We start from the raw sequence: 24902 nt of genomic DNA, 5'->3' as shown, positions 1-24902 counted from the left end.
TGCTACCTTCTTATAAGTCTATTAAATGAGACAGTAATCATACAATATGATTAAAAAAAATACATACAGCTTATTGGCTATCGAGGAAAAGGCACTGACCTACAGAGAGAAGATGTATACCTTATTCCACAAAACAACTATCTTTCTATAAATGGATAATACTTCTTTTCACAGCCAGAAGATATCGAGTTCAAAACATATATGTTTTAAAAACGAAACACCTATGTTTTGAATTCGAAACATAGGTGTTTTGAAATAAGAAATATAAACGATCACATCAATAGTCTTTCTCATTCGCCAGATTCCACATATTCAGAAAAGAGGCTTTCGTTATGTCGACAATCTTATTCCAGTTTATCTTTTCCACATGGTCGCTTGGCATATGATAGTCAGGATGACCATCCGTATGGTACCAGATGACCGGAATATCCAAAAGAGCGAACGAAGCGTTATCGCTCCCCCCTACCGGCTTATCCCACGGACGATAATCAGGAGTCAGATTCAAGCCATATTTCTTGATATCGTTTTTCAACCAATCGCCAAACACAGGATGCGCTTCCGTATAGAAATAAACGACATGCATCGGCTTGGACTCGTCTTTATTACGGCCAATCATGTCGTAATTCAGATACCCCTTCACCTTATCCATCTCCAAGAATGTCTGCACGAAATATTTGGAGCCTAACAAGCCTTTCTCTTCACCATCCCAGAAGGCGAAAATAACGGTTCGCTCCGGTTGAACCCCCGTCGCTAAAAACGCCTTAGCGACCTGCAGGACAGCTGAAACACCCGAAGCATTATCGTCGGCCCCGTTATAGACCCGGTCACCGTCCAGCATCGGGTCAAAGCCGAGATGATCGTAATGGGCGCCAATAATCACATATTCGTTCGGGTTCTTACCCTCGATCTTCCCCAAGATGTTGTTCATCGACAACTTCTGATGAACACCTTGTTTCAACTTCGCGATCGAATCCGGATGAACCTGGAAACGGCCCTTCTTCTGCCGTTCCTTGTTATAAGCCTCAAAAGGTTGGTAATAGGATTCGAACAGAGGTTCGATCCCCATCGTTTTCAAATTAGATACAATATATTCACCGGCAATACGCCCACCACGGAAACCAGCTTCACGCCCTTCCAATGCATCGCTTGCCAGAAAACCGATATAGGCCTCGGCATTTGCCCTGTTAATGACATCCAGCCCTTTCTTTTCAGGCAACTCGGCCCATAGCGTAGCACTTAGTGCAATAGAGGCTAAAAACAATCCCGTTTTTCTCATTTCGATATTGTGTTTTACAGATTATAGTTTTCTACATTATGCAAATATACGGATATTTGTATACATTCGAACTATAATGACAGAACACAAATATGATTTTAGTGTGGTTGTAGACAAGAGCAGGACTGACTTCATTAAAATAAAAAAAGGCCAAACTCCGCTATCTCATAAGCGTCGAATACCTCCCCCTTTTATCTCTCACCAGTCTTTCAAAAGACTACGGTGAAGAGACTACATCTAACAAATTATTTACTGTTTAATACTCAATTTTTAGAGCTTTCGCTCATTTGGCTCACCAATCTGCGAATCTCAGCATTTACTCGCTGGCACATTGAACCATTTCCTACTGACTGATAACGATCAGCCTGATAACGCAACATCGCTAAAGTACGCATACTTTTTTCGTTTTCTCTCATCATCATAATTTTACTCATTTAAGTTCTCCACGCTTGGAGAACGATTAATAATAACTAAACCTAAACTTTCTTTTTCTTTTTGTTTACAGTGCAAAGATAAGTATTTTATTTGAATTTATGCTGTAAAACATATTCAATGTCTACTATTTAACTATATTTAGGTTTTGATTAAATACTTTTCATCTCGATTTATCTAAACGACAGTAGCCAATTCACCTGTAGTCGAGTCGATTACAAATCCGCGGACCGTTATATCTTTTGGGATCAACGGATGTTTTTGTACTTGAGCCACTGTTTCACGAACGGAACCTTCCGGGGTGTCGAACCCACGCAACCACGATTTGAAATCAATGCCGCAGTAACGCATCATATCGATATGCTCCGAAGGGATACCACGCTTCTTCATTACCTCAATCATCTGTTCGCTGTCCATATGCTTGGCACCGCAATCGGTATGACCGACAATCATGACTTCGTTCACACCTAATTCATAAATGGCAACCAACAGACTCCGGATCACACTTCCGAAAGGATGGGAAATAATCGCCCCAGCATTCTTGATGATCTTGACATCCCCGTTCTTTATTCCCAAAGCTGCCGGCAGCAGTTCCGTAAGACGCGTATCCATACAAGACACTATCGCAATTTTCTTATCAGGATATTTATTGGTGATAAACCTCTCGTATCCTTTACTCTTTACAAATTCACGATTAAATTTCAATAACTCGTCTATCATAACTATCTTATATATATGTAACAGTTCAAAATCAAATAATGTTGAAATGTTTCAACGCATTGTATACACCATTCTCGTCGACAGAGGTGGTCACATAACCAGCTGCACTCATCACGTCTTCGGCCGCATTTCCCATAGCAACCCCAATCCCGACATGGCTAAGCATCTGAATATCATTACCACCATCACCAAAGGCCATACATTCGTCCAGACCGATATGGTAATGTTCCAGCATTTTGTCAATCCCGACCCGTTTACTGCTTCCAAGCGGTACGATATCTGTAAAAAGAGGGTTCCACCGCGTGGATTCACAATGCGACAAGACCTTCATAATACGTTTCTCCTGCTCTGCCGTAAAAAAGGCGATCAACTGGTAGACCGTCTTTCCATAAATATCCTCGATCGGACGGATTGGAGGAGCCGGGAAGTTCAACAGATGAAACACATCATTGACCGCCTTATCCGTATAGTTCATAAAAATCTCGTCTTCCTGCACAAAGGCACAAGGGAATTCGCCTTCTTTTTCCTGGTAACGAACCAAGGCTTCGATATCCTTATCGGGAATGCTATGCTTATAAATCACATCGTCCTTTCCGGCAAACACATAGCCACCATTCAAAGTTACATATCCATCGAACTCAAGATCGCCCAGATTGTTAATCGAACGGCGATGACGACCAGTTGCTATAAATACTTTTATCCCCTTCTTCTTCAACAATTCGATCGCATGAAGGGTAGATTTCGGGACTACATGTGTTTTAAAGCTGACCAATGTCCCATCAATATCAAAAAATACTGCTTTAATCATAACCTAAACTCATTACCTTTTAAACCTCAACAAAGGTAAGAATAATTACGGATTTCCAAAGGTCATATAAAATCACTATATTTGAACGCTGAAACATTTTATTTGCAAACATGAAAACACATCTCTACTTATTGACAATACTATTCATATCCGTTCCATCCGTCTTTGCACAAGAGATTGAGAAAGAAACCGTTCCTGGACAAGAACCAACTTTGGTCGAACGACTTACAGGAGGGAAAAAGGTGATTGAAAGCGCAGAAATGAATTTTCAGCTTTTTACTTCGGCAAACGCCAATTTCATCGGTTCCGATTTCGACGGCATGAACTTCAAGCTGAATCGTGTCCGATTGGAAATAAAAGGGAATGTATGGAAAAACCTTTCCTATCATTACCGGCAGTCGTTTAATAAATATTCGGACCCTTATTCGCTGGACAACCTTTCGTCCTCGCTCGAATTGGCTTATGTCAACCTGAAAGTACATGACAAGTTCGGCTTTACGATCGGTAAGCAGTTTGTCAATTTCGGAGGATACGAATATTTTGTCAATTCGATAAAAGTCCGTGAGTTCAGTGAGTTCAACAACCTACTGACCTGCTATCAGGCTGGTATTTCAGGTAACTGGCAGATCAATCCTGACCACGAACTTTGCTTCCAGATCGTGAACAACCGAAGCGGACAGGACAACGAAATCTACCCGACCGGATTGCCCGACAACACACGAGAAGCAAAAGTTCCTTTCATGTATACGGTAAACTGGAACAGCTACTATTTCGACCGCATCCTGCAACTCCGTTATGCCGCTTCCGTAGGACAACAGACACAGAAACGTTATTCTTATTACTTCACCTGCGGCAACACGATCGAGAAAGGACCTCTGCTGACTTATCTGGACATCATGTACACCCGGCAGGGATTGGACCAGCACGGCGTTATCAGCCGTCTGCCAGAGACAGCCCAGACAGCTTGCAATACCGAGTATCTATCGGTCATCGCCGATATCGACTACCGGATTCACCCGCGCTGGAACCTCTATGTGAAAGGTGCTTATGAAACCGGAAAAGTGTACAAGGCGAACGGACCATTTGCCAAAGGCATGTACCGCCGTTCCTGGAATGCACAGAGCAGTCTCGAATTTTTCCCGATCAAGAACAGTGATCTTTTCATCTTTCTCCTTTATACATATCGCGGCGTAAAACTTGAAAAAGCAGCCTTGGATATGGGAGCAGTCGATCCCGACACGCATCGTATTTCGTTAGGGCTGGTCTATTCGATTCCGGTATTCTAAACTTTCTCTTTCAAGGCAGTTTTGCCACCCTCTATTCCCAGAAATGAAATCACAATGAGGGTGTCAAAATACCTTTGCCATGGTCTTTTAGGAACAGATTTACAAGGGATCATTCAAACAAAGCCGATCCAATCAAATTATACCGGAAATTTTTATTATCATAGACCTCCAAGCCTTTAACCTTGACACCGATCAGTGTCGAGCGATATAGGTTCTCCACGTTGAGAACATTGTATTTTCCTTTTGGCAGTTCCATATACTTATCTAAGGGCTGCAAATAGACAACCGTATATACCAACGGGCTGACATAGCCGTTCTGACCGGTTCCTCTGCTCCGTTTCTCGTATTTTTCCGCATCATCCATGCTCACAGGGATAAAGAACGCCTGATCCGGATTAACCGGCATAAAATTGAAACCGTTGAAAGGAATACATTGTTTGGGAGAACTGCCCGAACGTGTCGGATAGGACAATGGATAGCCTTTATGGTCAAAATCATAACCGTTATGGTTATTGTTCACTTTTATGAAATAAGTTTTTGTAAAATCAAAATCGGCCATTCCCTTTTCCAAGCGAGCCTGATATTCGCCTTTCAGTTTACGGAATTTAAACTGATCGCGCCGGCATTCCTGCCCCAATTCTTTATTGACGACACTGATATAATTCAAGACCACCTTGTCGTCTATCGGTAATTTATTGACACGAACACAGCAAATAAACATTTGTTCGAGCGTCATCTCCTCGCATTTTATAACAGGTTCAGGCATATTCACGACGATCTCGCCTTGTTCGATCGCACGATCAATCTCCACGAACAGTTTCTTATCGGGAGCTTTCTCACTTTCCAAGGCAAACACGACAGCTTCGTTCAGGAACATATTCTTATCTTCCGGCCGGATAATCTCACGGATTGTTACCTTGGAGAAAGGCAAATCCTTTCCATTGAACGCCTCATACCGAACCTTTCCATAGGTATCCGTATACGCGTATTTCAAATGGCTATACTTAGTCGAACTCAGATAGAAATCTCCGAGAGTAAGCACATCACCGGTTTTGAATGTATCTCCACTATACGTTTCATACGATTCCTGTGCATAAACAGGGAAAAGAAGGAAAGATAAGCAAAAAAGAAGGCATAAAAAATGTTTCATATTCATTAGATTAGTTAGACCTTTATTTCGTTAAAACGCGATAAAGATAAACTTTTTCCAAAATATATGAAACAAATGATATTACAATAAATAGACATCATTTATATCCAGCTTGAACTGCAGGCCAAGAAATTCAGCTGCTTTCCTGCAAAGTAGCATCCGTCCGGTAAAAATCTCGAAATAGTCCATCACGGCACAAATTTCAGTATTGATCTTTAAATCGAGAGTGATCGTTTTCGAATCCGGCTCCAATATAACATCCGATTTTTCGGCTGCATAATTTACCCGATCATGGATATCGAAATTAATCGTGGAACGGTTACGGACACGGCTGCGACGCACATCCGTCTTATCAGCGATTATCAGAGCAGCTGCAACGGCATTTACAGCAGCAGCCGTCTGTTCGTCATGGTTTCCGATAGCTGTAATAACGGTCGCCACATCTTCAGGCGGCATTCCCATCTTATCCAAAATACGAAAAGCCATCATAGCCCCACTTTGGGCGTGGTCGATGCGGTTCACCACATTGCCTATATCGTGCATGAAACCGGCGATACGAGCCAGTTCCACCTCATGCGCATCATATCCTAACTTCTCCAATAAATCCCCTGCTACTTTCGCAACCTTCGTGCAATGGGCAAAGCTATGCTCCGTGTAGCCGATTGCTTTCAACGACTCGTCCGCTTGTTTGATATAAGTCCGGATCTCTTCGGAATTGCGGACATCTTCATATGTTACATTCATATTTTTATCTTTACTATATATGTTAATTAAACACAGAAATATTCCATTTTGTTCTGCCGAAGAACCAGAAGGACATGAATTTCATATTACAAAAGCCTTTTACCGGTCTTTATTGGAATAATAAAAAAAGCGGAATCTCATGGTGAGACTCCGCTTTCTATTTTATTCGGGTGAAAAAAGGATTTCCACCCTTAGATGATCATAATCAAATTATTCTTCTACACTCCAGTTTTCAGCAGCCATACGTTTGTAGCTACGCAGACGCCACTTAGCGTTTTCTTCTGCGGCAGCAAACAATTCAGCAGCTTCAGCTGGATACTGTTTTGCAACAGATGCGAAACGAACTTCACCTTTCAGGAAGTCTTGGAATTTACTCCAATCCGGTTCTTTGGAATCCAATGTGAACGGGTTCTTGCCTTCAGCTTCCAGAGCAGGATTGTAGCGCCACAAGTGCCAGTAACCACATGCAACAGCTTCTTTTTCTTCAGCCTGAGATTTGCCCATACCCTTCTTCAAACCGTGGTTGATACAAGGAGCATAAGCGATAATCAAAGAAGGACCGTCATAAGCTTCAGCTTCGCGGATAGCCTTCAAAGTCTGAGCCTGATCAGCACCCATAGCGATCTGAGCGACATAAACGTAACCGTAAGTAGTAGCCATCAAACCCAAGTCTTTCTTGCGGACTCTCTTACCGGCTGCAGCAAACTTGGCGATTGCACCGACCGGAGTAGCCTTTGAAGACTGACCGCCTGTATTTGAATAAACTTCAGTATCCAGAACCAGGATATTCACATTCTTACCGGAAGCAATCACGTGGTCCAAACCACCATAACCGATATCGTAAGAAGCACCGTCACCACCGATAATCCACTGTGAACGTTTTACCAAGAAGTGGCTCAATTCGGCGATAGTAGCGCAATTCGGACATTTATCCTTAGCTGCTTCAACCATCGGAATGATCAGAGCTGCCAGTTCTTTCGTCTTATCGGCATCGTTCTGATTTTCGATCCATGCAGTGAATGCTTCCTTATATTCGGCCGGAGTGCCTTCATAAGCAATGGCAGCTTCCATTGCATTCTGGATACGTGCACGCATCTTTTCGTTAGCCAATTCCATACCCAAACCGAATTCACAGAAGTCTTCGAACAGAGAGTTAGCCCATGCAGGACCTTCACCCTTTTCGTTTGTCGTATACGGAGTAGATGGAACAGAACCCGAATAGATAGAAGAACATCCCGTAGCGTTAGCAACCATTTCACGATCACCGAACAACTGGGAAATCAGTTTTACGTACGGAGTTTCACCACAACCGGAGCAAGCGCCTGAGAACTCGAACAACGGAGTTGCGAACTGAGAATTCTTCACATTAGACTTGATGTCTACCAAACTCTGCTTAGAACTTACATTAGCCACACAGTATGCCCAGTTATCAGCTTCAGCCAACTGACCTTCCAGCGGAGCCATAGACAACGCCTTGTTGCCCTTGAATCCCGGACAGATATCGGCACAGTTTCCGCAACCCAAGCAGTCCATAACATCTACCTGCATACGGAACTTCATCCCCTTCATTGTAGCCGGAGCTTTCACATCCAACATCGGGAAGTTTGCACCCTTCTGTTCTTCGTCATTCAAAACGAACGGACGGATAGAAGCGTGAGGACAAACGTAAGCACACTGGTTACACTGGATACAGTTTGCCTCATTCCAAACCGGAACAAATGCAGCTACACCACGTTTTTCATATTTTGCAGTACCCTGATGCCATGTACCGTCTTCGATGCCCTTGAAAGCAGAAACCTTCAGTAGGTCGCCATCCTGTGCATTAATAGGACGAACCACTTCGTTGATAAATGCAGGATCGTTGTTTACAACCTCTTCATCATCCGGCAGGTTAGCCCATGCAGGATCAACAGTCAACTGGTTGTATTCGCCACCACGATCAACAGCAGCATAGTTTTTGTTTACAACATCTTCACCCTTCTTGCCATAAGACTTCACGATGAACTTCTTCATCTGTTCGATAGCCAGATCAACAGGAATTACACCTGTGATACGGAAGAATGCAGACTGCAGGATTGTATTGGTGCGGTTACCCAAACCGATTTCCAATGCGATCTGTGTAGCATTGATATAATAAACCGTAATATTTTTCTGAGCGAAATAACGTTTTACACGGTTAGGCAGGTGTTTTGCCAATTCTTCGCCATTCCATACCGTGTTCAGCAAGAATGTACCGTTCTCACGCAAACCGCGAGTCACATCGTACATACGCAGGTAAGCCTGAACGTGGCAAGCCACAAAATTCGGTGTGTTTACCAAATAGGTAGAGCGGATCGGATGATCACCGAAACGCAGGTGAGAACAAGTGAAACCGCCGGATTTCTTAGAGTCGTAAGAGAAATAAGCCTGGCAATATTTATTTGTATTGTCACCGATGATCTTGACTGAATTCTTGTTGGCACCGACAGTACCGTCTGCACCCAAACCGTAGAACTTAGCTTCGAACATGCCTTCGCCACCCAATGCGATCTCTTCTTTCTGAGGCAGGGAAGTGAATGTTACGTCATCTACGATACCGATCGTGAACTGGTTCTTCGGCATCGGCAGTGCCAGGTTTTCATATACGGAAAGGATCTGGGCAGGAGTCGTATCCTTAGACCCCAAACCATAACGGCCGCCTACGATAACCGGAGCATCTTCCTGGCCATAGAAACAGTCTTTTACATCCAGATACAGAGGTTCGCCTACTGCACCCGGTTCTTTTGTACGGTCCAAAACAGCAATACGCTTAGCAGTCTTAGGAACAGCTGCCAAGAAGTGTTTAGCCGAGAACGGACGATACAAGTGAACGGAAACCAAACCTACTTTTTCACCCTTAGCTGTCAGGTAGTCGATAGCTTCGCGTGCAGCTTCCGTAACAGAACCCATTGCAATGATTACGCGTTCTGCATCTTCAGCTCCGTAGTAATCGAACAAACCGTATTTACGTCCTGTGATCTTGGAGATTTCATTCATATATTCTTCTACGATAGCAGGAACTGCATCATAGTAAGAGTTGCTCGATTCTCTATGCTGGAAGAAGTGGTCAGGGTTTTCAGCCATACCGCGTGCAACCGGAGTTTTCGGATTCAAGGCACGTGCGCGGAATTCAGCCAACGCCTTCTGGTCGATCAGCGGAGCCAAATCTTCATTTTCCAATGCTTCGATCTTCTGGATTTCGTGAGATGTACGGAAACCGTCGAAGAAGTTCACGAACGGAACACGGGATTTGATTGTAGCCAAGTGGGCAACACCTGCCAAATCCATCACTTCCTGTACAGAACCTTCGGCCAACATGGCGAAGCCTGTCTGACGGGCAGACATTACGTCTTGATGGTCACCGAAGATACACAGTGCGTGAGAAGCCAATGTACGAGCAGATACATGGAATACGCAAGGCAGCAATTCACCTGCGATCTTGTACATGTTCGGGATCATCAGCAACAAACCCTGAGAAGCCGTATAAGTCGTAGTCAGTGCACCAGCCTGCAACGAACCGTGAACTGCACCGGCAGCACCACCTTCAGATTGCATTTCCTGCACCATTACAGTTTCGCCGAAAATATTCTTACGTCCGGCAGCAGCCCATTCATCTACATATTCTGCCATCGTAGATGACGGAGTGATGGGGTAAATCGCAGCAACTTCACTGAACATATAGGAGATATGTGCAGCAGCCTGGTTACCATCACAGGTTAAAAATTTCTTCTGTTTTGTCATAGACTCTTACTATTAGTATTTAAAAAAATTTCAATATAAAAAGCCGAAAAGCCAAAGCGGGATCATGTTGCCCTCTCCTACTTCGACCTTATCGATTGCATAATACAGATCAGGATTATTCTTCACCTTCATGTTTTCTTCAATCCTGAAATTATGCATCCCATTGACTAAGAAATGTGCATTCTTCCCGCCCTCATTCAATTTATTATCCTTCAAAAGCTGGTTATAAAAGAATGATTCGCGGACAGACTGCATATTCACTTCCATCGGCCGGATGGGATACATCAAATTGGAGTTATACATATACACTTTAGAGGGTTTCTTGGGGAAGGACTCTCCCACCGGATAAAGTATGTTCATCAAACGGGCATCGGCCAAATATTTGATATAGTTCATCACGGTGGCCCGCGAAGTCTCTATGTCTTTGCTCAACTGACTCACATTGGGCGTACAAGGAGCGCTTGTCGCCAACAGGTAAAGCAGCTTACGCAGTTTCGGCAGATAGCTTTGTTCGATTTGTTTTATGTATAACACATCTACCTCCAGCATCATATTCATGGTCTTTAGCAAATTCTCCGAGAAATTGCGCTTCTCCAAGAAGAACGGGTAGAAACCATGATGCAGATAGTCCTGAAAGTATGCCATCGGTTTTCCCACCGAGCAGATGCCTTTCGCAATCTCCTGATGGTCCACCAATATTTCTCCAAACGTATAAGCTGGAAAACTGTTCCCGGACATCAGATTAAAAAATTCCCGGAATGAGAAACCTCGCAGGTTATACGAAACCACCTTACCTGACAGATCGGGATTTTCATCTTTCAACCGCATGACGGAAGAACCGGAAAAAATGATCTTCAAATCAGTGAAGTTATCGTAACAATAGCGGAGTTCTTTCGACCATCCCGAATATTTGAACACTTGGTCGATCAGCAGCACTTTTCCCCCTTTTGCCCTGAACTCAGAAGCAAAATCGACCAACGTACGTTCCGTAAAATAAAAATGATTCAGATTTATGTAAAGACACTCTTTATTATCCGCGCCAAAATGCTCGCGGGCATAATCCAGCAGAAAAGTCGTCTTTCCCACTCCGCGAGACCCCTTAATACCGATCAACCGATCATTCCAGTCGATCTCGTCCATCAGCCCTCTGCGAACCGGCGAATACAAGTGTTCTACCAGATATTTATGTGTTTTAAAGAATGCTTCCACTTTTTCAATTGACAATTAACAATGGACAATTGACAATTTATCCATCCCGTTAAACGAGGCAAATATAGATATTTTTTCCGAATTGCAATGCAGAGTTTGCAATTTTGATAAAAAACATCTATTCCAAATTATCAATTATCCATTTTTTATTGTTAATTATTCAATTATCGTTATCCACCCATAGGTATCAGGTTCATCGCCATACTGGATAGCACGCAGTTTATTGTATAGTTTTTCACAAACAGGACCCGGTTTGCCGTCTTTTGCAATCACATAAGACTTATTGACATCCAAATCATCGATCTGTGAAATCGGAGCAATAACCGCAGCAGTTCCACATTCGGCAGCTTCATCGAACGCAGCGATTTCTTCTACCGGAACCGGACGGCGTTCCACCGTCAGGCCCATATCGGTTGCCAACTGCTGCAAACTCTTGTTCGTGATAGAAGGCAGGATAGAGTGAGACTGCGGAGTGATGTAGCTGTTGCCACGAATTCCGAAGAAGTTGGCTGGGCCGCATTCGTCCAAATATTTCTTTTCTTTCGGGTCCAGATATAAAACAGCGGCGTAGCCCAGCTCATGAGCCTTTTCGCCCGCAACGAGACTGGCGGCGTAATTACCACCGACTTTGATCGTACCGGTTCCCTGAGGGGCAGCACGATCGTAATCGCGCATGATACATACTTTGGAGGGTTTGAAACCACCCTTAAAATACGGTCCCACCGGCGTCACAAACACCATGAACATATATTCGAGAGCCGGCTTCACACCCACCTGGGCACCCAAACCGATCATCAACGGACGGATATATAAAGCAGCCCCGCTTTCATAAGGGGGGACAAAACGTTCGTTCAGTTTTACGACCTTACGGATAGCTTCCTCGAACTTCTCAACGGGCAACTCGGCCATTTTGATACCGCGGCTGGAAGATTGCATGCGTTTGCCGTTCTCATCCATACGGAACACACGGATCTTGCCGTCTCTCCCTTTGAACGCCTTCAATCCTTCAAACGACTCCTGTCCATAATGCAAACATGTGGCAGCCATATGAATATTGATGATCTCGGAAGAACTAACTTCGAGCTCGCCCCATTTACCATCCCGATAGTAACACCGTACATTATAGTCTGTCTTCATATAACCGAATGACAGATCAGACCAATTAATATTTTCCATATCTTATCGTAATTAGATTATTGACAGGCAAAGGTATTAATAAAAAATGAAAAACGGCAACCGTTACTCATTTAATCCTCGCAGGAAAATAATCCCGCAAATTGTCGCAATGCGTACAGGCAAATTCGGCTACACTCTTATTGTACACCTTGCCTCAAATCTCATTGGTCCAAATCGAAACTACTGCTGCATCTAATTCGATTTTATATCCCATTTAATTCAAATTACACACAAGGGTAATATTTTTTAACAGATATAAGATTCCTACACCTCACTATCAATCAAGATTTTAACCCAAAATCGCATTTTAAAGAGAGATATTGTCTATTTTAACACTCATTTACCCCTTCAAAAACGGCAAAAATAACAAGAACGATAGATGCAAATTGCAGATTATATCGTATCTTTGTGAAGAAGCAACAAAAAGACATGATGGAAACTCAGCAACGAAACACGGAATATCGACACGTGGAAAATTCAAACAACATAAACAATCAACATATTGGGCAGACAAACATAACTGTTTTTTATGTACATTTGTCCACCCAAATAAATAAATAACATGAAAGTAATCGATCTGATCAATAGCAGCAAGAGTACTGCTTTCTCATTTGAAATACTTCCTCCGTTGAAAGGAAACAGCATACAGAAAGTATATAATGTCATAGACAAACTGATCGAGTTCGATCCTAAATACATTAATATAACATCCCATCACAGCGAATATATCTACAAGACTTTGCCAGATGGTAGCTTTCAGAAAGTCAACATCCGCAAACGTCCCGGATCGGTCGCCATCGCTTCGGCTATCCAGAATAAATATGGCATAACGGCTGTTCCTCATATTATATGCAAGGGATTTACAAAAGATGAAACGGAATATGCATTGATCGACCTGAACTTTTTAGGTGTTTATGACCTGTTGTTGCTCCGTGGAGATGTAAAAACACTAGAAGCCGGACAAAAAACGGACATATACCACGAACATGCAACCGACCTCCAGCAGCAAGTGAACGACTTCAACAAAGGGATCGCCATCGACGGATCTGTTTTCGAAGCCAATGAAACACCGTTCTCTTACGGAATGGCTTGCTATCCGGAAAAGCATGAAGAAGCCCCCAATATGGAATCGGATATTTTCTATCTGAAAGAGAAAGTAAAGAACGGGGCGGACTACTTGGTGACACAGATGTTTTTCGACAATGAAAAATATTACGCATTCGTAGACCGATGCCGGGCGGAAGGCATTACGGTCCCCATCATTCCGGGTATCAAGCCGATCGTATTCAAGAACCAGCTCACCGTGCTGCCTAAGATATTCCGTTCGGACATTCCCGAACCGTTTGCAACAGAACTTCGTAAATGCAAAACGGATGATGAAGCGAAAGCCGTCGGTGTCGAATGGTGCATCCAGCAATGCAAAGACTTGATTGCACACGGCGTTCCGAGCCTACATTTCTATACGATGATGGCATCGGATAGCGTCTATAAGGTGGCAAAAGAGGTGTATTGAAAGCACGAAAACATCGTTTCATGAGCACGAAACTATATTTCCATGCCTATGAAACGATGTTTTCATGCCGAAGGAACTATATTTTCAAGCAATCGTAATCTCCCCGATCAGCGAACAATTCAGATGTTCCTTTACTTCGTCCGGCGTCATACCATGCCCGAACAGGAACATCAGCTTGGCAACCGCACATTCGGTCGTGCTGTCGTAACCGCTCACCACGCCGGCCTGCAACAATTTGCGACCGGTTTCATAGCGGTGCATTTCCACGCTCCCGGCAAGGCATTGGGTGACATTGACAATGACGATCCCCCGTTCGACCGCATCCTTCAACATCTCCAGCAACCAGTCATATCCGGGCGCATTCCCGCTACCGAATGTTTCCATCACGACGCCTTTCAAGCCGGGAATATTCAAGATGCTTTCCACAACCTGCGGAGAAATTCCAGGAAATATTTTCAAGATTGCAATATTCCGGTCCAACAAGTAATGAGGTTTCAGCGGTTTTCTGGATACCGGGTGGTAGATCTGGGGAATATCATATTTAATAGAAATACCGGCATGCGCCAGCGGAGGATAATTATAGGAACGGAACGCATTGAAATTATCCGCATTCGTCTTGCTGGTACGATTCCCGCGCAACAGGTCGTTCTCAAAGAAAATACAGACTTCAGGAACCAGCGGCATATCGTTTTCACGGGCGGCGGCAATCTCTATCGCCGTAATCAGGTTTTCCTTTCCATCCGTACGAAGCATACCGATCGGAAGCTGTGAACCGGTCAGAACCACCGGCTTACTTAGATTTTCCAGCATAAAGCTCAAAGCGGAAGCGGTAAAGGCCATCGTATCGGTCCCATGCAGAACGACAAAGCCATCGTAATCATGATAATGTTCCGCAATGACATGCACGATTTTCATCCATGAATCCGGTCCCATCTCCGATGAATCCATCGGTGGATCAAATTGAATAGACGATATTTTATATCCGAGATTTTTCAGTTCGGGGACATGCTCCTCCAAATGTTCAAAATTAAAGGCCTCCAAAGAGCCCGTCTCAGGATTTTCTATCATTCCGATAGTACCTCCCGTATATATAATCAGAATAGAAGCGTCATCTTTGCATACATTCATAATACAATCCGTATTTATGTAATTTTCTTTTTTTACAATGCAAAGATAATACTATCATTTTGAAATCAAATACCGAAACAAAACAATTAAAACATATTCAAAACTATCTTCACAAGAATAATCATAAGAAAAAATATTACATTTTGTCAACCGCAAAAAAACACAAATCACCGTCTCAGTTTTTATCGATCAGGCAATAGAAGTAAGCAATACAACAAAATGAAAAAAGTTTGTTATCGGATAGGGGTTTTTCCAAGCATCTTAGTCTTATCGACGAAATAATAAATTTTACAAAGATGAAATACATACTGTTTATCGCAATGGATTTGGCCTTATATCCTTTTTTGCTTGTACTTTTTATTGGTAAATGCATTAAAGAGAAAATACAGATCGCACATTAAGATGAGGTTTCTTATTTCCTCGATTATTCGTACCTTTGCTCTATCAACTCAATAAGAAGCAACATGTACTTCAAGGATATTATCGGTCAGGAAGAAATAAAAAAACGGCTTATACATTCGGCACAGACAGGTGTCGTCCCGCATGCCCAGCTATTCACGGAACAGGGGGGTGCAGGCGCCTTTCCTCTCACACTGGCTTACGCACGTTATCTGAACTGTACGAACCGGACGGAAACGGATTCATGCGGGCATTGTCCGTCATGCCTGAAGTATAACGAGTTGGCCCACCCGGACCTTCATTTCGTGTTCCCGATCGTTTCCAAGAAGGATAAGAAAAAAGATGTCTGCGACGATTACCTCACCGAATGGAGAGGTTTCCTGAAAGACCGTCCCTATTTCGATATAGACGGCTGGCTGGATTATATCGATGCCGGCAACTCACAAGCTCTGATCTACTCGAAAGAGAGCGACGAGATTATCCGGAAACTGAGCCTTAAGATATACGAAGCGACTTACCGCATCCTGTTGGTATGGCTACCGGAAAAACTCCACCCGACCTGTGCCAACAAACTCCTGAAGATCATTGAGGAACCTCCCCGGAACACGGTGATCCTGATGGTATCGGAACTTCCCGACCTGGTTTTAGGAACCATCCTGTCCCGTGCGCAACGTATCAACGTACGTGGCATTCATCCGGAAGATATCGCCGCCTCCATGATTTCCCGGTTCAACCTGACTCCCGAAGATGCCAAGCATGTCGCCCATCTGGCAAACGGCAGTTACCTGAAAGCGGTCGAGGCAATCAGCCTGGGGGAAGAGAACAAGTTCTACCTGGAACAATTCAAAGGCATGATGCGCAACTCCTGGGCGCGTAATGTCAGAGGCATGAAAGACATGGCAGACGTGTTGGCAAGTATCGGGCGTGAACGGCAGAAGAACTTTCTTTCTTATTGCCAGCATCTGATACGCGAGAACTTCATGTACCGGTTCCAGTCGCCGGAACTCAATTATATGAATACGGACGAAGCTGGATTTGCCGTGAAGTTCGCTCCTTTCATCAATGAACGGAATGTGATCGACATCATGGACGAGTTGGCAAAAGCGGAACGGCATGTGACGCAAAATGTGAACGCAAAGATGGTCTTTTTCGATCTTTCCCTACGGCTTACCGTATTGATAAAACGGTAATTCCAGATAAGTTGTCACAGTTTTTTATTCTGCCAGTTTCCTTTCCAGAGATAGAAGAAAGCGGACAGGATCATCAAATCGTAGACATGCTCCGTTGTCCAGCAGACCGCCACATCCGCATGCATCCGGATACCGACCCACAGTGCATAGAGAACATAGACAAAGATACTTGCCATATCAATCAGCAATGCCGTCTGCGTATTTCCCGTTCCCGACACACTGAAAAAGAAGATAAAGGCCGGAACCACAATTAGATAAGAGGAAAGCATCACCCAAAGGGATGATACAGAACCGGCAATCAGATCCAGATTATCCGTGTAAATGCGCAATACCAGTTCCGGGAATAGGGCAATCAGAATACCGAGCGGCAAAACGAAGTAATAGCAAATCCGTATCATACGCCCGCACAATCCCATCACCTGTTCCGGCTTTCCAGCACCAATCAGATTGCTGACCAGCGAACTGGAGGTCGAAGCAAAGGCATTGACAAACATAAACAGAAACGAAGAAATGCTTCGCACCACATTCGTAATCGCCAACGGCCGCTCTCCCTGATGCTCCATCACGACAAAGAACACGAACCAGCCTAAAAAAGCAATCCCGTGCTGAATCATAATCCAGATAGAAACACCCAATATCTGCCTCAACATCCGGAAATCTATACCCGAATACTCAAACAACCCGTATTTCTTATAATCGACTTTCTTCCACGTATAAAGAATGAAGAACAGCACCGAAACAGCTTCCGAGATCAATGAAGCGATCGCCGCTCCGGCAATCCCCAACGCCGGAAATCCGAACTTCCCGAATATCAGGACATAGTTCAGCATTACATTGGCTAACACCATCACGACCGAATTTATCGTCAGGATCTTTGTCTTTGTAATACCGACATAAAAAGCCCTGAACATAACGGCGACAAAGGAGAAGAAAAAGCCATAGACACGCCAGTCCACATACTTCATCGTAGCCTGGTAGACATCATCGGAACCGATCAGTTTGCGCAGAAAGAAAGGCGAATACAGATGTGAAGCCGTAAACAGCAACGAGGCAAGCAGCAACAGGAAAAACGTCCCCTGCAGGAAGACCGGCCCAATCCGTTTATATTCTTGTGCGCCGTTTCGCCGAGCTATCAATACCTGCGCGCCTATACTGAAACCGAAGCCAAGCATATAAATCACAAGGTAATAGACTCCCGCCAATGCCGACGCTCCCAACTCGACTTCTCCTACCCGCCCCAAATAGGCCGTATCGGTCAACCCGATCATGTGTTCCATCAATAGACTCATCAAAACGGGGAATGTTATTTGCAGAATTTGTTTGTTCGTAAATTGCATATTGTCTGATAAAAAGGGATGCAAAGATAATAATAAGAATGGATTGCACAATATAACCGGGAGACATTCGTTTTTATAAAAATGAACCGGTATGATGGTGCGTATAATTTATTAATGATATTCCTATGAAAGCGAAATTATTGCTGATATTCTCTCTGTCATTTTACCTTTTCAGTTGTAACGGACAGAATTCCCATATCCCGGCAGCTGTCACTTCGGCCGCTCCAGTCAAGATCAATCGTTTCGACAAGGAGCTTTTAAAGCTGGTCGAAACGAACGACTCCTCCATGCAAGCCAGGCTTGTTCGCGAATACCCGCAAATGCTCGACATATTGGGAAAAGGTATCCTAAACATGAAGTCTCCGGCAATGCCCGGCTTCTTCGACAAATTGGCCAACTACTATTCCGAACCGACTTTGAAGGGGTTATATACCGATGCTGTCCGTCAATATGACAATGTTTCCCAGATCGAGCAAGCTCTCGGTAACGGTTTCACATGGTTGAAGACCTGTTTTCCTTCGATGCAGATTCCGGCCATCTATATGCACGTTTCCGGCTTCAATCAAAATGTACTGGTCGGCGACAGCCTGTTGTCCATCTCGATAGATAAATATTTAGGCGAGGAATATCCGTTATACCAGGACTTCTTCTATGATTTCCAGCGCCGGTTAATGACGCCTGAGCATATCGTCCCCGATTACCTTGCCGGTTGGCTGATGTCCGAGTATCCGTTTGAAGGAAAAGAAAATGTACTGCTCGACCGGATGATCTATGAAGGCAAAATAAAATATCTGATCCATCAAGCATTTCCTGAACTGAAGCCAGAAGTACTCATGGGCTACACGGAAACTTCCTATAACTGGTGCAAAGAGAATGAATCCAACCTGTGGAAGGCTATCATAGAACGCAAGCATCTTTATACGCCAGACCTGATGACGACAAATAAATACTTCGATAACGTCCCCAGCATATTCCTGGCAAGCGACGCTCCCGGAAATCTCGGCAGTTGGCTCGGCTGGCAGATTATCGACAAATATATGCGAGAAACGAATTCGACCCCAGAAGCCTTGATGCAAAACAACGATAGCCAAGCTATTCTGACCGATTCGAAATACAAGCCATAAAGCCTACGGGGGATATAAAAAAAGAAAACCGTCCTATTCTCGCGAACTGGACGGATAACCTAATCTAACTTAATTCTAATACCATGAAAAACACTATATCTTAATAACAGAACCGGTATCGAAAAGTTTAATAGAACGGTTTATTTTTATTTCTTTCACAAAATAATGATCATGCGAGATCAACAACACCGTTCCTCTATAACTCTTTATAGCCGCTGTTATTATTTCAACACTTTGTATATCCAGATTGTTCGTCGGTTCGTCTAAAATAAATACATCCGGCGCATTATTTCCGATCATAAGGCAGCAAAAGAGCAACCGGATCTTTTCACCTCCACTCAAGCAAAAACACGGCTTGTCCCATGTCTCGTAAGGAAACAAACAACGGTTCAAAATGGATTTCAATTCATGTTCAGCCAAATGCGAGGCGTTAAAACGTTCCGTCTGCTCGAACACGGTCAATCCGGGATCAAGCACGGAACATTCCTGATCAATATAAAGATAACTGAAATCAGCCCGTGTAATCGTCCCGGCCGCCGGTTTCAGTTCCCCTAACAACAATTTGACCAGGGTCGTTTTTCCGCTCCCATTATTTCCTGTGATATGAATACGGTCGCCACTCCTGACCTGAATACTCAGAGGTGACTTCCATAGGCAGGAAGAAGTGTAACCGAAATTGATCTGATCCGCAGTGATCAGAATCTTGCCGGTGTGCAGATCGGAAGAATTGAAATTTGTCTGAAGTGCCCGCAAATCGGGAATCACATCCTGAAGGCTGGCAATCGAACTTTGCAGGGAAGCCATTTTCTCCTCATGGACATCATTCAGCCGGACTGTACTTTTCTCGGCTTTATCTTTCAGCGTATTGACTGCCATGCGTGAGATCCCTTTCTTGAAACTCGACTTATCACTGCGGACATTCGACTTATTCTTCCGTTCCATCACTTCACGCGCCGTTTTACGGGCCAGACGAAGTTCTTTCTCCTTCTCACTCAACTGATTCTGCAAAGCTGTCAACGCCAACTCTTTCTGTTCTTTATAGAACTCATAATTGCCACCATAAAGTGTGACCTCACTTTTCTCAAGCTCACAAATGCAAGGTAGCAGGTTTAGCAACGTCCGGTCATGACTGACAATCAACAAGGTCGAACGTCCGCTCCGGATCATCTCATATAGCTTTTCCCGGCCGGAAACATCCAGATGATTCGTCGGTTCATCCATCAAAATAATTTCCGGTGCATGAACAAGGATACCAGAAAGGAACACTTTCGTCTTTTCTCCTCCGCTCAACGAGCACATCGGCTGGGACAGTTGCAGATGCTCCAGATTCCAAGAGGCAAGTGCGGAAAGACAACGTTCTTCCACATTCCAGTCGTCATTCAGACAGGTAAAGTTTTCTGCCGAGGCGTCACCTTCAAGAATGGCATGGAGCGCCTTTATCCGATCGTCCACCCGCAGAGCTTCCGCCACAGTCAGGTTGTCGAACTGTCCGAAATGTTGTGGAATATAATAAGGGCGTGAAGAACACACTACCTCCCCCGATGAAGGTTTCAGGTTCCCTTCAATGATACGCAACAAAGTCGATTTGCCCGTACCGTTATTCCCCACCAGCGCAAGACGCTGTCCTGTATTGACTATCAGGTTTATGTTTTGAAAAAGAGGTTCTTTGTCAGCATGAACATAGCATAGCTGATGTACGGATATACACATAGTTTTCTTTGAATTAAAAGATTATAAACTAAAAAAGATAAAATCACAAACGTGCCGAAGGATGGCACAGGATAAGGCCGGAATAAAGAATCGACAATCGAAAATGAACAATTGGCAATTACATCAGAAAGATATTTACGATATATAGAAACCGGCTTACTTGAATATTTTCATCGGAGTATTTATATAATTCGGTTACAAAGATAATCTTTTTACCAAGTATTATCACATAATTCATAAAATAGATTTGACCAGCTGTTTCAAAGCACCAGTGTTTATTCCACAAAACAACTATCTTTCTATAAATGGATAATACTTCTTTTCACATCCAGAAGATATCGAGTTCAAAACATACATGTTTTGAAACAAGGCCTTTTCCATTTACGACCGGAAGCCAATCAGTATGGCGGAAATAAAAAGGCTGTGTCGCAATTCTTGACACAGCCTTTTTATTCCCAAACGCCACAAAATGTTAATCGAACATATGTCTGAACTTATCGAAAATCTTCTCCTTGACAGATTTCTTCGGTTGGAAATTAGGAGAATTCTCCAAGCCGTTCATGATATCCTTCTCTGACGCAGACAACGTTTCCGGAATATAAACACTTACGTTTACAAGCAGGTCTCCCGTTCCATAACTGTTAACAGAGGGAAGCCCTTTGTTTCGCAAACGGAGCACTTTCCCCGGTTGAGTCCCTGGCTCGATCTTGACTTTAGCCTTACCATCGATGGTCGGAACTTCAACTGTGCCACCCAAAGCCGCTTGAGGCACACTCAGTAACAGGTTATACAGAATGTCGTTCTCGTCACGTATCAGTTCCGGATGCGGCTCTTCTTCGACCAAGATCAGCAAATCACCGTTAATACCTCCATGACGGGCTGCATTCCCCTTCCCACTCATGGAGAGCTGCATGCCTTCCGCCACACCGGCCGGGATATTGATCGTGATCACCTCGTCGTCGCGCACGATTCCTTCACCATTGCACTCGCTACATTTCTTGGTGATAATCTTCCCTTCGCCTCCACAGGTCGGACAGGTTGTCTGTGTCTGCATCTGTCCTAAGATCGTATTGGCCACACGGGTGACAACACCGCTGCCATGACAGGTTTCACAAGTCTTGGAACTGTGATCGTCCTCCGCCCCACTACCGTGGCATTTGGAACAGGTTACATATTTCTTAACTTTGATCTTCTTTTCGACTCCGGTAGCGATCTCTTTCAGGTTCAACTTTACTTTCACACGCAGATCCGAACCACGATTCACCCGGCGACCGCCACGTGAACCGCCACCAAAGCCGCTGAACCCGCCAAAGCCACCGAAATGTCCGCCAAAGATGTCTCCAAACTGAGAGAAAATATCATCCATAGACATTCCTCCGCCAAAGCCACCGCCCTGCGAAGCACCTCCTACTCCGGCATGACCGAACTGATCATAACGCTGACGCTTCTGAGGATCACTCAGTACATCGTACGCTTCTGCAGCCTCTTTGAAGTTCTCTTCAGCCTGCTTGTCACCCGGATTCTTGTCAGGGTGGTACTGAATCGCCTTTTTACGGTAAGCTTTCTTTATTTCTTCTACCGAGGCAGTCTTCTCGACGCCCAGCACTTCATAATAATCTCTTTTAGCCATCTTCGTATCTGTCTGTTGTTATTTGCTCATTATCCTGTCGTATTATTCGCCTACCACTACTTTAGCGTGGCGAATCACCTTATCGTTCAAAGTATAACCGGTCTGCACACAATCCAGAACCTTGCCCTTCATATCGGGTTCCGGTGCAGGAATCATGGCGACTGCTTCAGACGTTTCAGCATCGAACGGTTCACCGACAGTTTCGATCGGTTTTACATTCTGATGAGACAGGTAAGACATGAATTTCGAATAGATAAGTTCCACTCCTTCCGTAACAGCCTTTATATCTTCAGCCGAACGGATATTCTGCAAAGCACGTTCGAAATCGTCGACAACAGGAAGCAGGTGAGTCAAAGCACTTTCGCCACCGTTCTTGATCAGCTCGGACTTTTCGCGCAATGTACGTTTACGGTAGTTATCGAACTCAGCCATCAAGCGCAGGTGGGAATCATTCAGTTCGTCATATTTCTTCTTAAGTTCTTCCAGCTCCTTCTGCTCCGGACCTTCATCCGTCACATTGTCAGATACGGAATTTTCTTCTGACGCATTTACCTGTTCATCCTGCAATTTTGTCGCTTCATCAGCACCTTGGCGTTCTTTTTTGTCAGCTGTTTCCTTCTTGCTATTAAAATTCATCTTGTTCATAATCAATTATATATTTTCATTACTATCTAATTGTCAGTAAGATATCATACCTATATCGGTCATACGACCTGCCTGTCGGCATTATTCTTGTCGATATCAATCACCAATATAACATCAAATATACTGCCAACTGTTCTTATAGAACGAAAATATCTTTACCTTTGTGTAGTAAAAGATGATTTATTGTCATAGTACAAATAATAAGATTAATAAAACAATTAAGAAATTAATTATGAAGAGAGCGATTTTGTCAGTTTTACTGCTATTTGCATTTCTTACCGGTTTTGCCCAAAACCGGAATATATGCCGATTAGGAATTACATACGATATCAGTCAAAGCGACCACTGGGGGAAAAACAAACCGGTCATAACCAGTGTCATTCCTTATTCGCCGGCAGAACTCGCAGGAGTTAAAACCAATGATATCATTATAGCTATCGACGGTGTGCAAACGACAGATATTTCGTCGGAAGAGATCGGTGAAATGCTGAATCCCGCCGGGAAAAACGAGGTATTACTGACGATCGGCAATCTGGCAAACCCTGCTAAACAGGTGCTTGTCAAAAAAGAATGCAAAAAAGGGAATGCGATTACCGAAGAACAATTGGCCACCGCTTTTTCTATGTACAGCCTCGAAACGACCAGCGAACGGGAATTTGTCTGTCCATTCAAGACAACCGTGACAGCCGACCCTGTAGATTTCGGAAAGTTCAAGACGTTCGCCTTCTCTGCCATAGACGAGAATAACAGCAAACTGGAAACGGCCATCAACGAAAGTATCGAAAAGGAGTTGACCAAAAAAGGGATGACTGTCGACACAAACCGTCCCGACATTATAGTACAGACCTTCTATTTCTTCGATAAGAATCCGAACTATAAAGGGGCGAACAAGATTCTGATTGAAAAAGAGCCGATCTATCGCTACAACTTCAATCACAGTAAGATGGAGACATTCCCGTTCTTGAACTCGATGTCTGCAGAAGCGGAAGCGGAGTATCTCCTCCAGTTCGGTTTTCGCCTGATTGACCAACGTGATGTACCGGGCCGTATCCTGTGGGAATGCGAGGCAAACGAACTGCTGGAAGACTCATATCGTCTAGATGAATACGCCCGCATTCATGCACCGTTGATGTGTATGCAATATCCATATGTCAAATATCAGCGCAACGTGCCATTCAAGGTCAATCAGAAAACCTACAACTATACAGGGCTAAGTTACGACATCGACCATATGGAACAGATCGCCGACGTCGATAAGAACTCTCCTGCCTATGCAGCTGGATTACGCCCCCGTGATATTGTAGAGAAAATCAACGACCAGAAAATGAATCACACGGCAGAAGAATTCTCCGCTGCTTACAAAGGATTTATTACCAACACGATGAAATACCGCGATCCGAAAACCCAGTTTACGGATGCCAACGGTTTCAAACGTTGTATGTTCTGGGACACATTCAAATACCCACAAGTAGCCGATGCGATCCAGAAACCCGGTAACAAGACCGCCTACTCATATTTATATTATTACGCCCCGTATATCAACCCATCCGGAAACAATGCCTGTACGTTCGATATCAAAAGGGGTAAAAACAAAATGGAAATCATCGTCCGCCCGACCATTCGCCGGTCCGTGACGGTCGAAGTAAAATAAAGCATTTACAAGAAC

The 24902-nt window shown here is 43.9% G+C and carries 19 protein-coding genes; 5 read left to right on the top strand and 14 right to left on the bottom strand.

Going from position 1 to position 24902, the window contains the following annotated elements:
* Positions 1–277 precede the first annotated feature (277 nt).
* From KTG12_RS06535 to KTG12_RS06520, 4 genes are all read right to left on the bottom strand, one after another.
* Positions 278–1276, bottom strand: coding sequence for a M28 family metallopeptidase (locus tag KTG12_RS06535; protein WP_022322424.1), 999 nt, complete (start codon positions 1274–1276; stop codon positions 278–280).
* A gap of 263 nt (positions 1277–1539) precedes the next feature.
* Complete coding sequence (locus tag KTG12_RS06530) at positions 1540–1698, bottom strand: hypothetical protein (protein ID WP_005643822.1); 159 nt, start codon at positions 1696–1698, stop codon at positions 1540–1542.
* Between the two features lie 187 nt (positions 1699–1885).
* On the bottom strand, positions 1886–2428 hold the full coding sequence (locus tag KTG12_RS06525; protein ID WP_022322425.1) for a carbonic anhydrase: 543 nt from the start codon (positions 2426–2428) through the stop codon (positions 1886–1888).
* Between the two features lie 31 nt (positions 2429–2459).
* Entirely contained in the window at positions 2460–3236 is a 777-nt protein-coding gene (locus KTG12_RS06520) for a Cof-type HAD-IIB family hydrolase (RefSeq protein WP_005639273.1), read from the bottom strand.
* Positions 3237–3346: 110 nt separating this feature from the next.
* Here KTG12_RS06520 and KTG12_RS06515 point away from each other — a divergent pair, with 110 nt between their 5' ends.
* Positions 3347–4522, top strand: a complete 1176-nt coding sequence (locus KTG12_RS06515; protein ID WP_022322426.1) for a porin — start codon at positions 3347–3349, stop codon at positions 4520–4522.
* A 109-nt stretch (positions 4523–4631) separates the two neighbouring features.
* Here the strand turns inward: KTG12_RS06515 and KTG12_RS06510 are convergent, their stop codons facing one another.
* From KTG12_RS06510 to KTG12_RS06490, 5 genes are all read right to left on the bottom strand, one after another.
* Positions 4632–5672 (bottom strand): DUF4852 domain-containing protein, encoded by a 1041-nt coding sequence (locus tag KTG12_RS06510; protein ID WP_224204565.1) that lies wholly within the window; start codon positions 5670–5672, stop codon positions 4632–4634.
* An 81-nt stretch (positions 5673–5753) separates the two neighbouring features.
* Positions 5754–6416, bottom strand: coding sequence for an HD domain-containing protein (locus KTG12_RS06505; protein ID WP_008157306.1), 663 nt, complete (start codon positions 6414–6416; stop codon positions 5754–5756).
* A gap of 210 nt (positions 6417–6626) precedes the next feature.
* Positions 6627–10175 carry a pyruvate:ferredoxin (flavodoxin) oxidoreductase gene (gene nifJ / locus KTG12_RS06500; RefSeq protein ID WP_005639248.1) on the bottom strand — a complete coding sequence of 1183 codons (3549 nt, stop codon included), beginning with the start codon at positions 10173–10175 and terminating at the stop codon, positions 6627–6629.
* Between the two features lie 30 nt (positions 10176–10205).
* Entirely contained in the window at positions 10206–11384 is a 1179-nt protein-coding gene (locus KTG12_RS06495) for an ATP-binding protein (protein WP_022322428.1), read from the bottom strand.
* Between the two features lie 156 nt (positions 11385–11540).
* Entirely contained in the window at positions 11541–12560 is a 1020-nt protein-coding gene (locus KTG12_RS06490) for a branched-chain amino acid aminotransferase (RefSeq protein ID WP_022322429.1), read from the bottom strand.
* A gap of 562 nt (positions 12561–13122) precedes the next feature.
* On the opposite strand from KTG12_RS06490, the gene metF reads away from it, so the two are divergent.
* Positions 13123–14073: a methylenetetrahydrofolate reductase [NAD(P)H] gene (gene metF, locus KTG12_RS06485; RefSeq protein WP_005639238.1), complete on the top strand. Its 951-nt coding sequence runs from the start codon at positions 13123–13125 to the stop codon at positions 14071–14073.
* 84 nt (positions 14074–14157) lie between these two features.
* On the opposite strand, the gene KTG12_RS06480 is transcribed toward metF, so the two are convergent.
* Positions 14158–15201, bottom strand: a complete 1044-nt coding sequence (locus KTG12_RS06480; protein ID WP_005643836.1) for an asparaginase — start codon at positions 15199–15201, stop codon at positions 14158–14160.
* Between the two features lie 464 nt (positions 15202–15665).
* Here KTG12_RS06480 and KTG12_RS06475 point away from each other — a divergent pair, with 464 nt between their 5' ends.
* On the top strand, positions 15666–16790 hold the full coding sequence (locus tag KTG12_RS06475) for a DNA polymerase III subunit delta (RefSeq protein ID WP_005639228.1): 1125 nt from the start codon (positions 15666–15668) through the stop codon (positions 16788–16790).
* Between the two features lie 14 nt (positions 16791–16804).
* On the opposite strand, the gene KTG12_RS06470 is transcribed toward KTG12_RS06475, so the two are convergent.
* The gene (locus tag KTG12_RS06470) at positions 16805–18127 is read right to left on the bottom strand and encodes an MATE family efflux transporter (protein ID WP_122116088.1); all 1323 of its coding nucleotides are present in this window, start codon (positions 18125–18127) and stop codon (positions 16805–16807) included.
* Positions 18128–18252: 125 nt separating this feature from the next.
* Between KTG12_RS06470 and KTG12_RS06465 the strand changes: the two genes are divergently transcribed.
* Positions 18253–19251, top strand: coding sequence for a gliding motility protein GldB (locus KTG12_RS06465; protein WP_119216099.1), 999 nt, complete (start codon positions 18253–18255; stop codon positions 19249–19251).
* A 93-nt stretch (positions 19252–19344) separates the two neighbouring features.
* Here KTG12_RS06465 and KTG12_RS06460 read toward each other — a convergent pair whose 3' ends face one another.
* The 3 genes from KTG12_RS06460 to KTG12_RS06450 form a co-directional block, all read right to left on the bottom strand.
* The gene (locus tag KTG12_RS06460) at positions 19345–20961 is read right to left on the bottom strand and encodes an ABC-F family ATP-binding cassette domain-containing protein (protein WP_138272876.1); all 1617 of its coding nucleotides are present in this window, start codon (positions 20959–20961) and stop codon (positions 19345–19347) included.
* A gap of 472 nt (positions 20962–21433) precedes the next feature.
* On the bottom strand, positions 21434–22591 hold the full coding sequence (dnaJ, locus tag KTG12_RS06455) for a molecular chaperone DnaJ (RefSeq protein ID WP_005642736.1): 1158 nt from the start codon (positions 22589–22591) through the stop codon (positions 21434–21436).
* A gap of 42 nt (positions 22592–22633) precedes the next feature.
* Positions 22634–23236 (bottom strand): nucleotide exchange factor GrpE, encoded by a 603-nt coding sequence (locus tag KTG12_RS06450; protein WP_036657326.1) that lies wholly within the window; start codon positions 23234–23236, stop codon positions 22634–22636.
* A gap of 232 nt (positions 23237–23468) precedes the next feature.
* Here KTG12_RS06450 and KTG12_RS06445 point away from each other — a divergent pair, with 232 nt between their 5' ends.
* Positions 23469–24887 carry a PDZ domain-containing protein gene (locus tag KTG12_RS06445; protein ID WP_005642730.1) on the top strand — a complete coding sequence of 473 codons (1419 nt, stop codon included), beginning with the start codon at positions 23469–23471 and terminating at the stop codon, positions 24885–24887.
* The last annotated feature ends 15 nt before the right edge of the window (positions 24888–24902 follow it).

This window comes from Parabacteroides sp. MSK.9.14, from assembly GCF_019041495.1.
Lineage (GTDB): Bacteria > Bacteroidota > Bacteroidia > Bacteroidales > Tannerellaceae > Parabacteroides > Parabacteroides merdae.
The sequence above is the reverse complement of the archived record's forward strand: the minus strand, read 5'-3'. Positions and strand labels throughout refer to the sequence as shown.

Coding starts and splice junctions, on each gene's coding strand:
- KTG12_RS06505 (WP_008157306.1), bottom strand. CDS start 6,416: ATGAATGTAACATATGAAGATGTCCGCAATTCCGAAGAGATCCGGACT.
- KTG12_RS06475 (WP_005639228.1), top strand. CDS start 15,666: ATGTACTTCAAGGATATTATCGGTCAGGAAGAAATAAAAAAACGGCTT.
- KTG12_RS06525 (WP_022322425.1), bottom strand. CDS start 2,428: ATGATAGACGAGTTATTGAAATTTAATCGTGAATTTGTAAAGAGTAAA.
- nifJ (WP_005639248.1), bottom strand. CDS start 10,175: ATGACAAAACAGAAGAAATTTTTAACCTGTGATGGTAACCAGGCTGCT.
- KTG12_RS06515 (WP_022322426.1), top strand. CDS start 3,347: ATGAAAACACATCTCTACTTATTGACAATACTATTCATATCCGTTCCA.
- KTG12_RS06520 (WP_005639273.1), bottom strand. CDS start 3,236: ATGATTAAAGCAGTATTTTTTGATATTGATGGGACATTGGTCAGCTTT.
- KTG12_RS06480 (WP_005643836.1), bottom strand. CDS start 15,201: ATGAATGTATGCAAAGATGACGCTTCTATTCTGATTATATATACGGGA.
- KTG12_RS06460 (WP_138272876.1), bottom strand. CDS start 20,961: ATGTGTATATCCGTACATCAGCTATGCTATGTTCATGCTGACAAAGAA.
- KTG12_RS06465 (WP_119216099.1), top strand. CDS start 18,253: ATGAAAGCGAAATTATTGCTGATATTCTCTCTGTCATTTTACCTTTTC.
- KTG12_RS06470 (WP_122116088.1), bottom strand. CDS start 18,127: ATGCAATTTACGAACAAACAAATTCTGCAAATAACATTCCCCGTTTTG.
- KTG12_RS06510 (WP_224204565.1), bottom strand. CDS start 5,672: ATGAAACATTTTTTATGCCTTCTTTTTTGCTTATCTTTCCTTCTTTTC.
- KTG12_RS06490 (WP_022322429.1), bottom strand. CDS start 12,560: ATGGAAAATATTAATTGGTCTGATCTGTCATTCGGTTATATGAAGACA.
- KTG12_RS06445 (WP_005642730.1), top strand. CDS start 23,469: ATGAAGAGAGCGATTTTGTCAGTTTTACTGCTATTTGCATTTCTTACC.
- metF (WP_005639238.1), top strand. CDS start 13,123: ATGAAAGTAATCGATCTGATCAATAGCAGCAAGAGTACTGCTTTCTCA.
- KTG12_RS06535 (WP_022322424.1), bottom strand. CDS start 1,276: ATGAGAAAAACGGGATTGTTTTTAGCCTCTATTGCACTAAGTGCTACG.
- KTG12_RS06530 (WP_005643822.1), bottom strand. CDS start 1,698: ATGATGATGAGAGAAAACGAAAAAAGTATGCGTACTTTAGCGATGTTG.
- dnaJ (WP_005642736.1), bottom strand. CDS start 22,591: ATGGCTAAAAGAGATTATTATGAAGTGCTGGGCGTCGAGAAGACTGCC.
- KTG12_RS06450 (WP_036657326.1), bottom strand. CDS start 23,236: ATGAACAAGATGAATTTTAATAGCAAGAAGGAAACAGCTGACAAAAAA.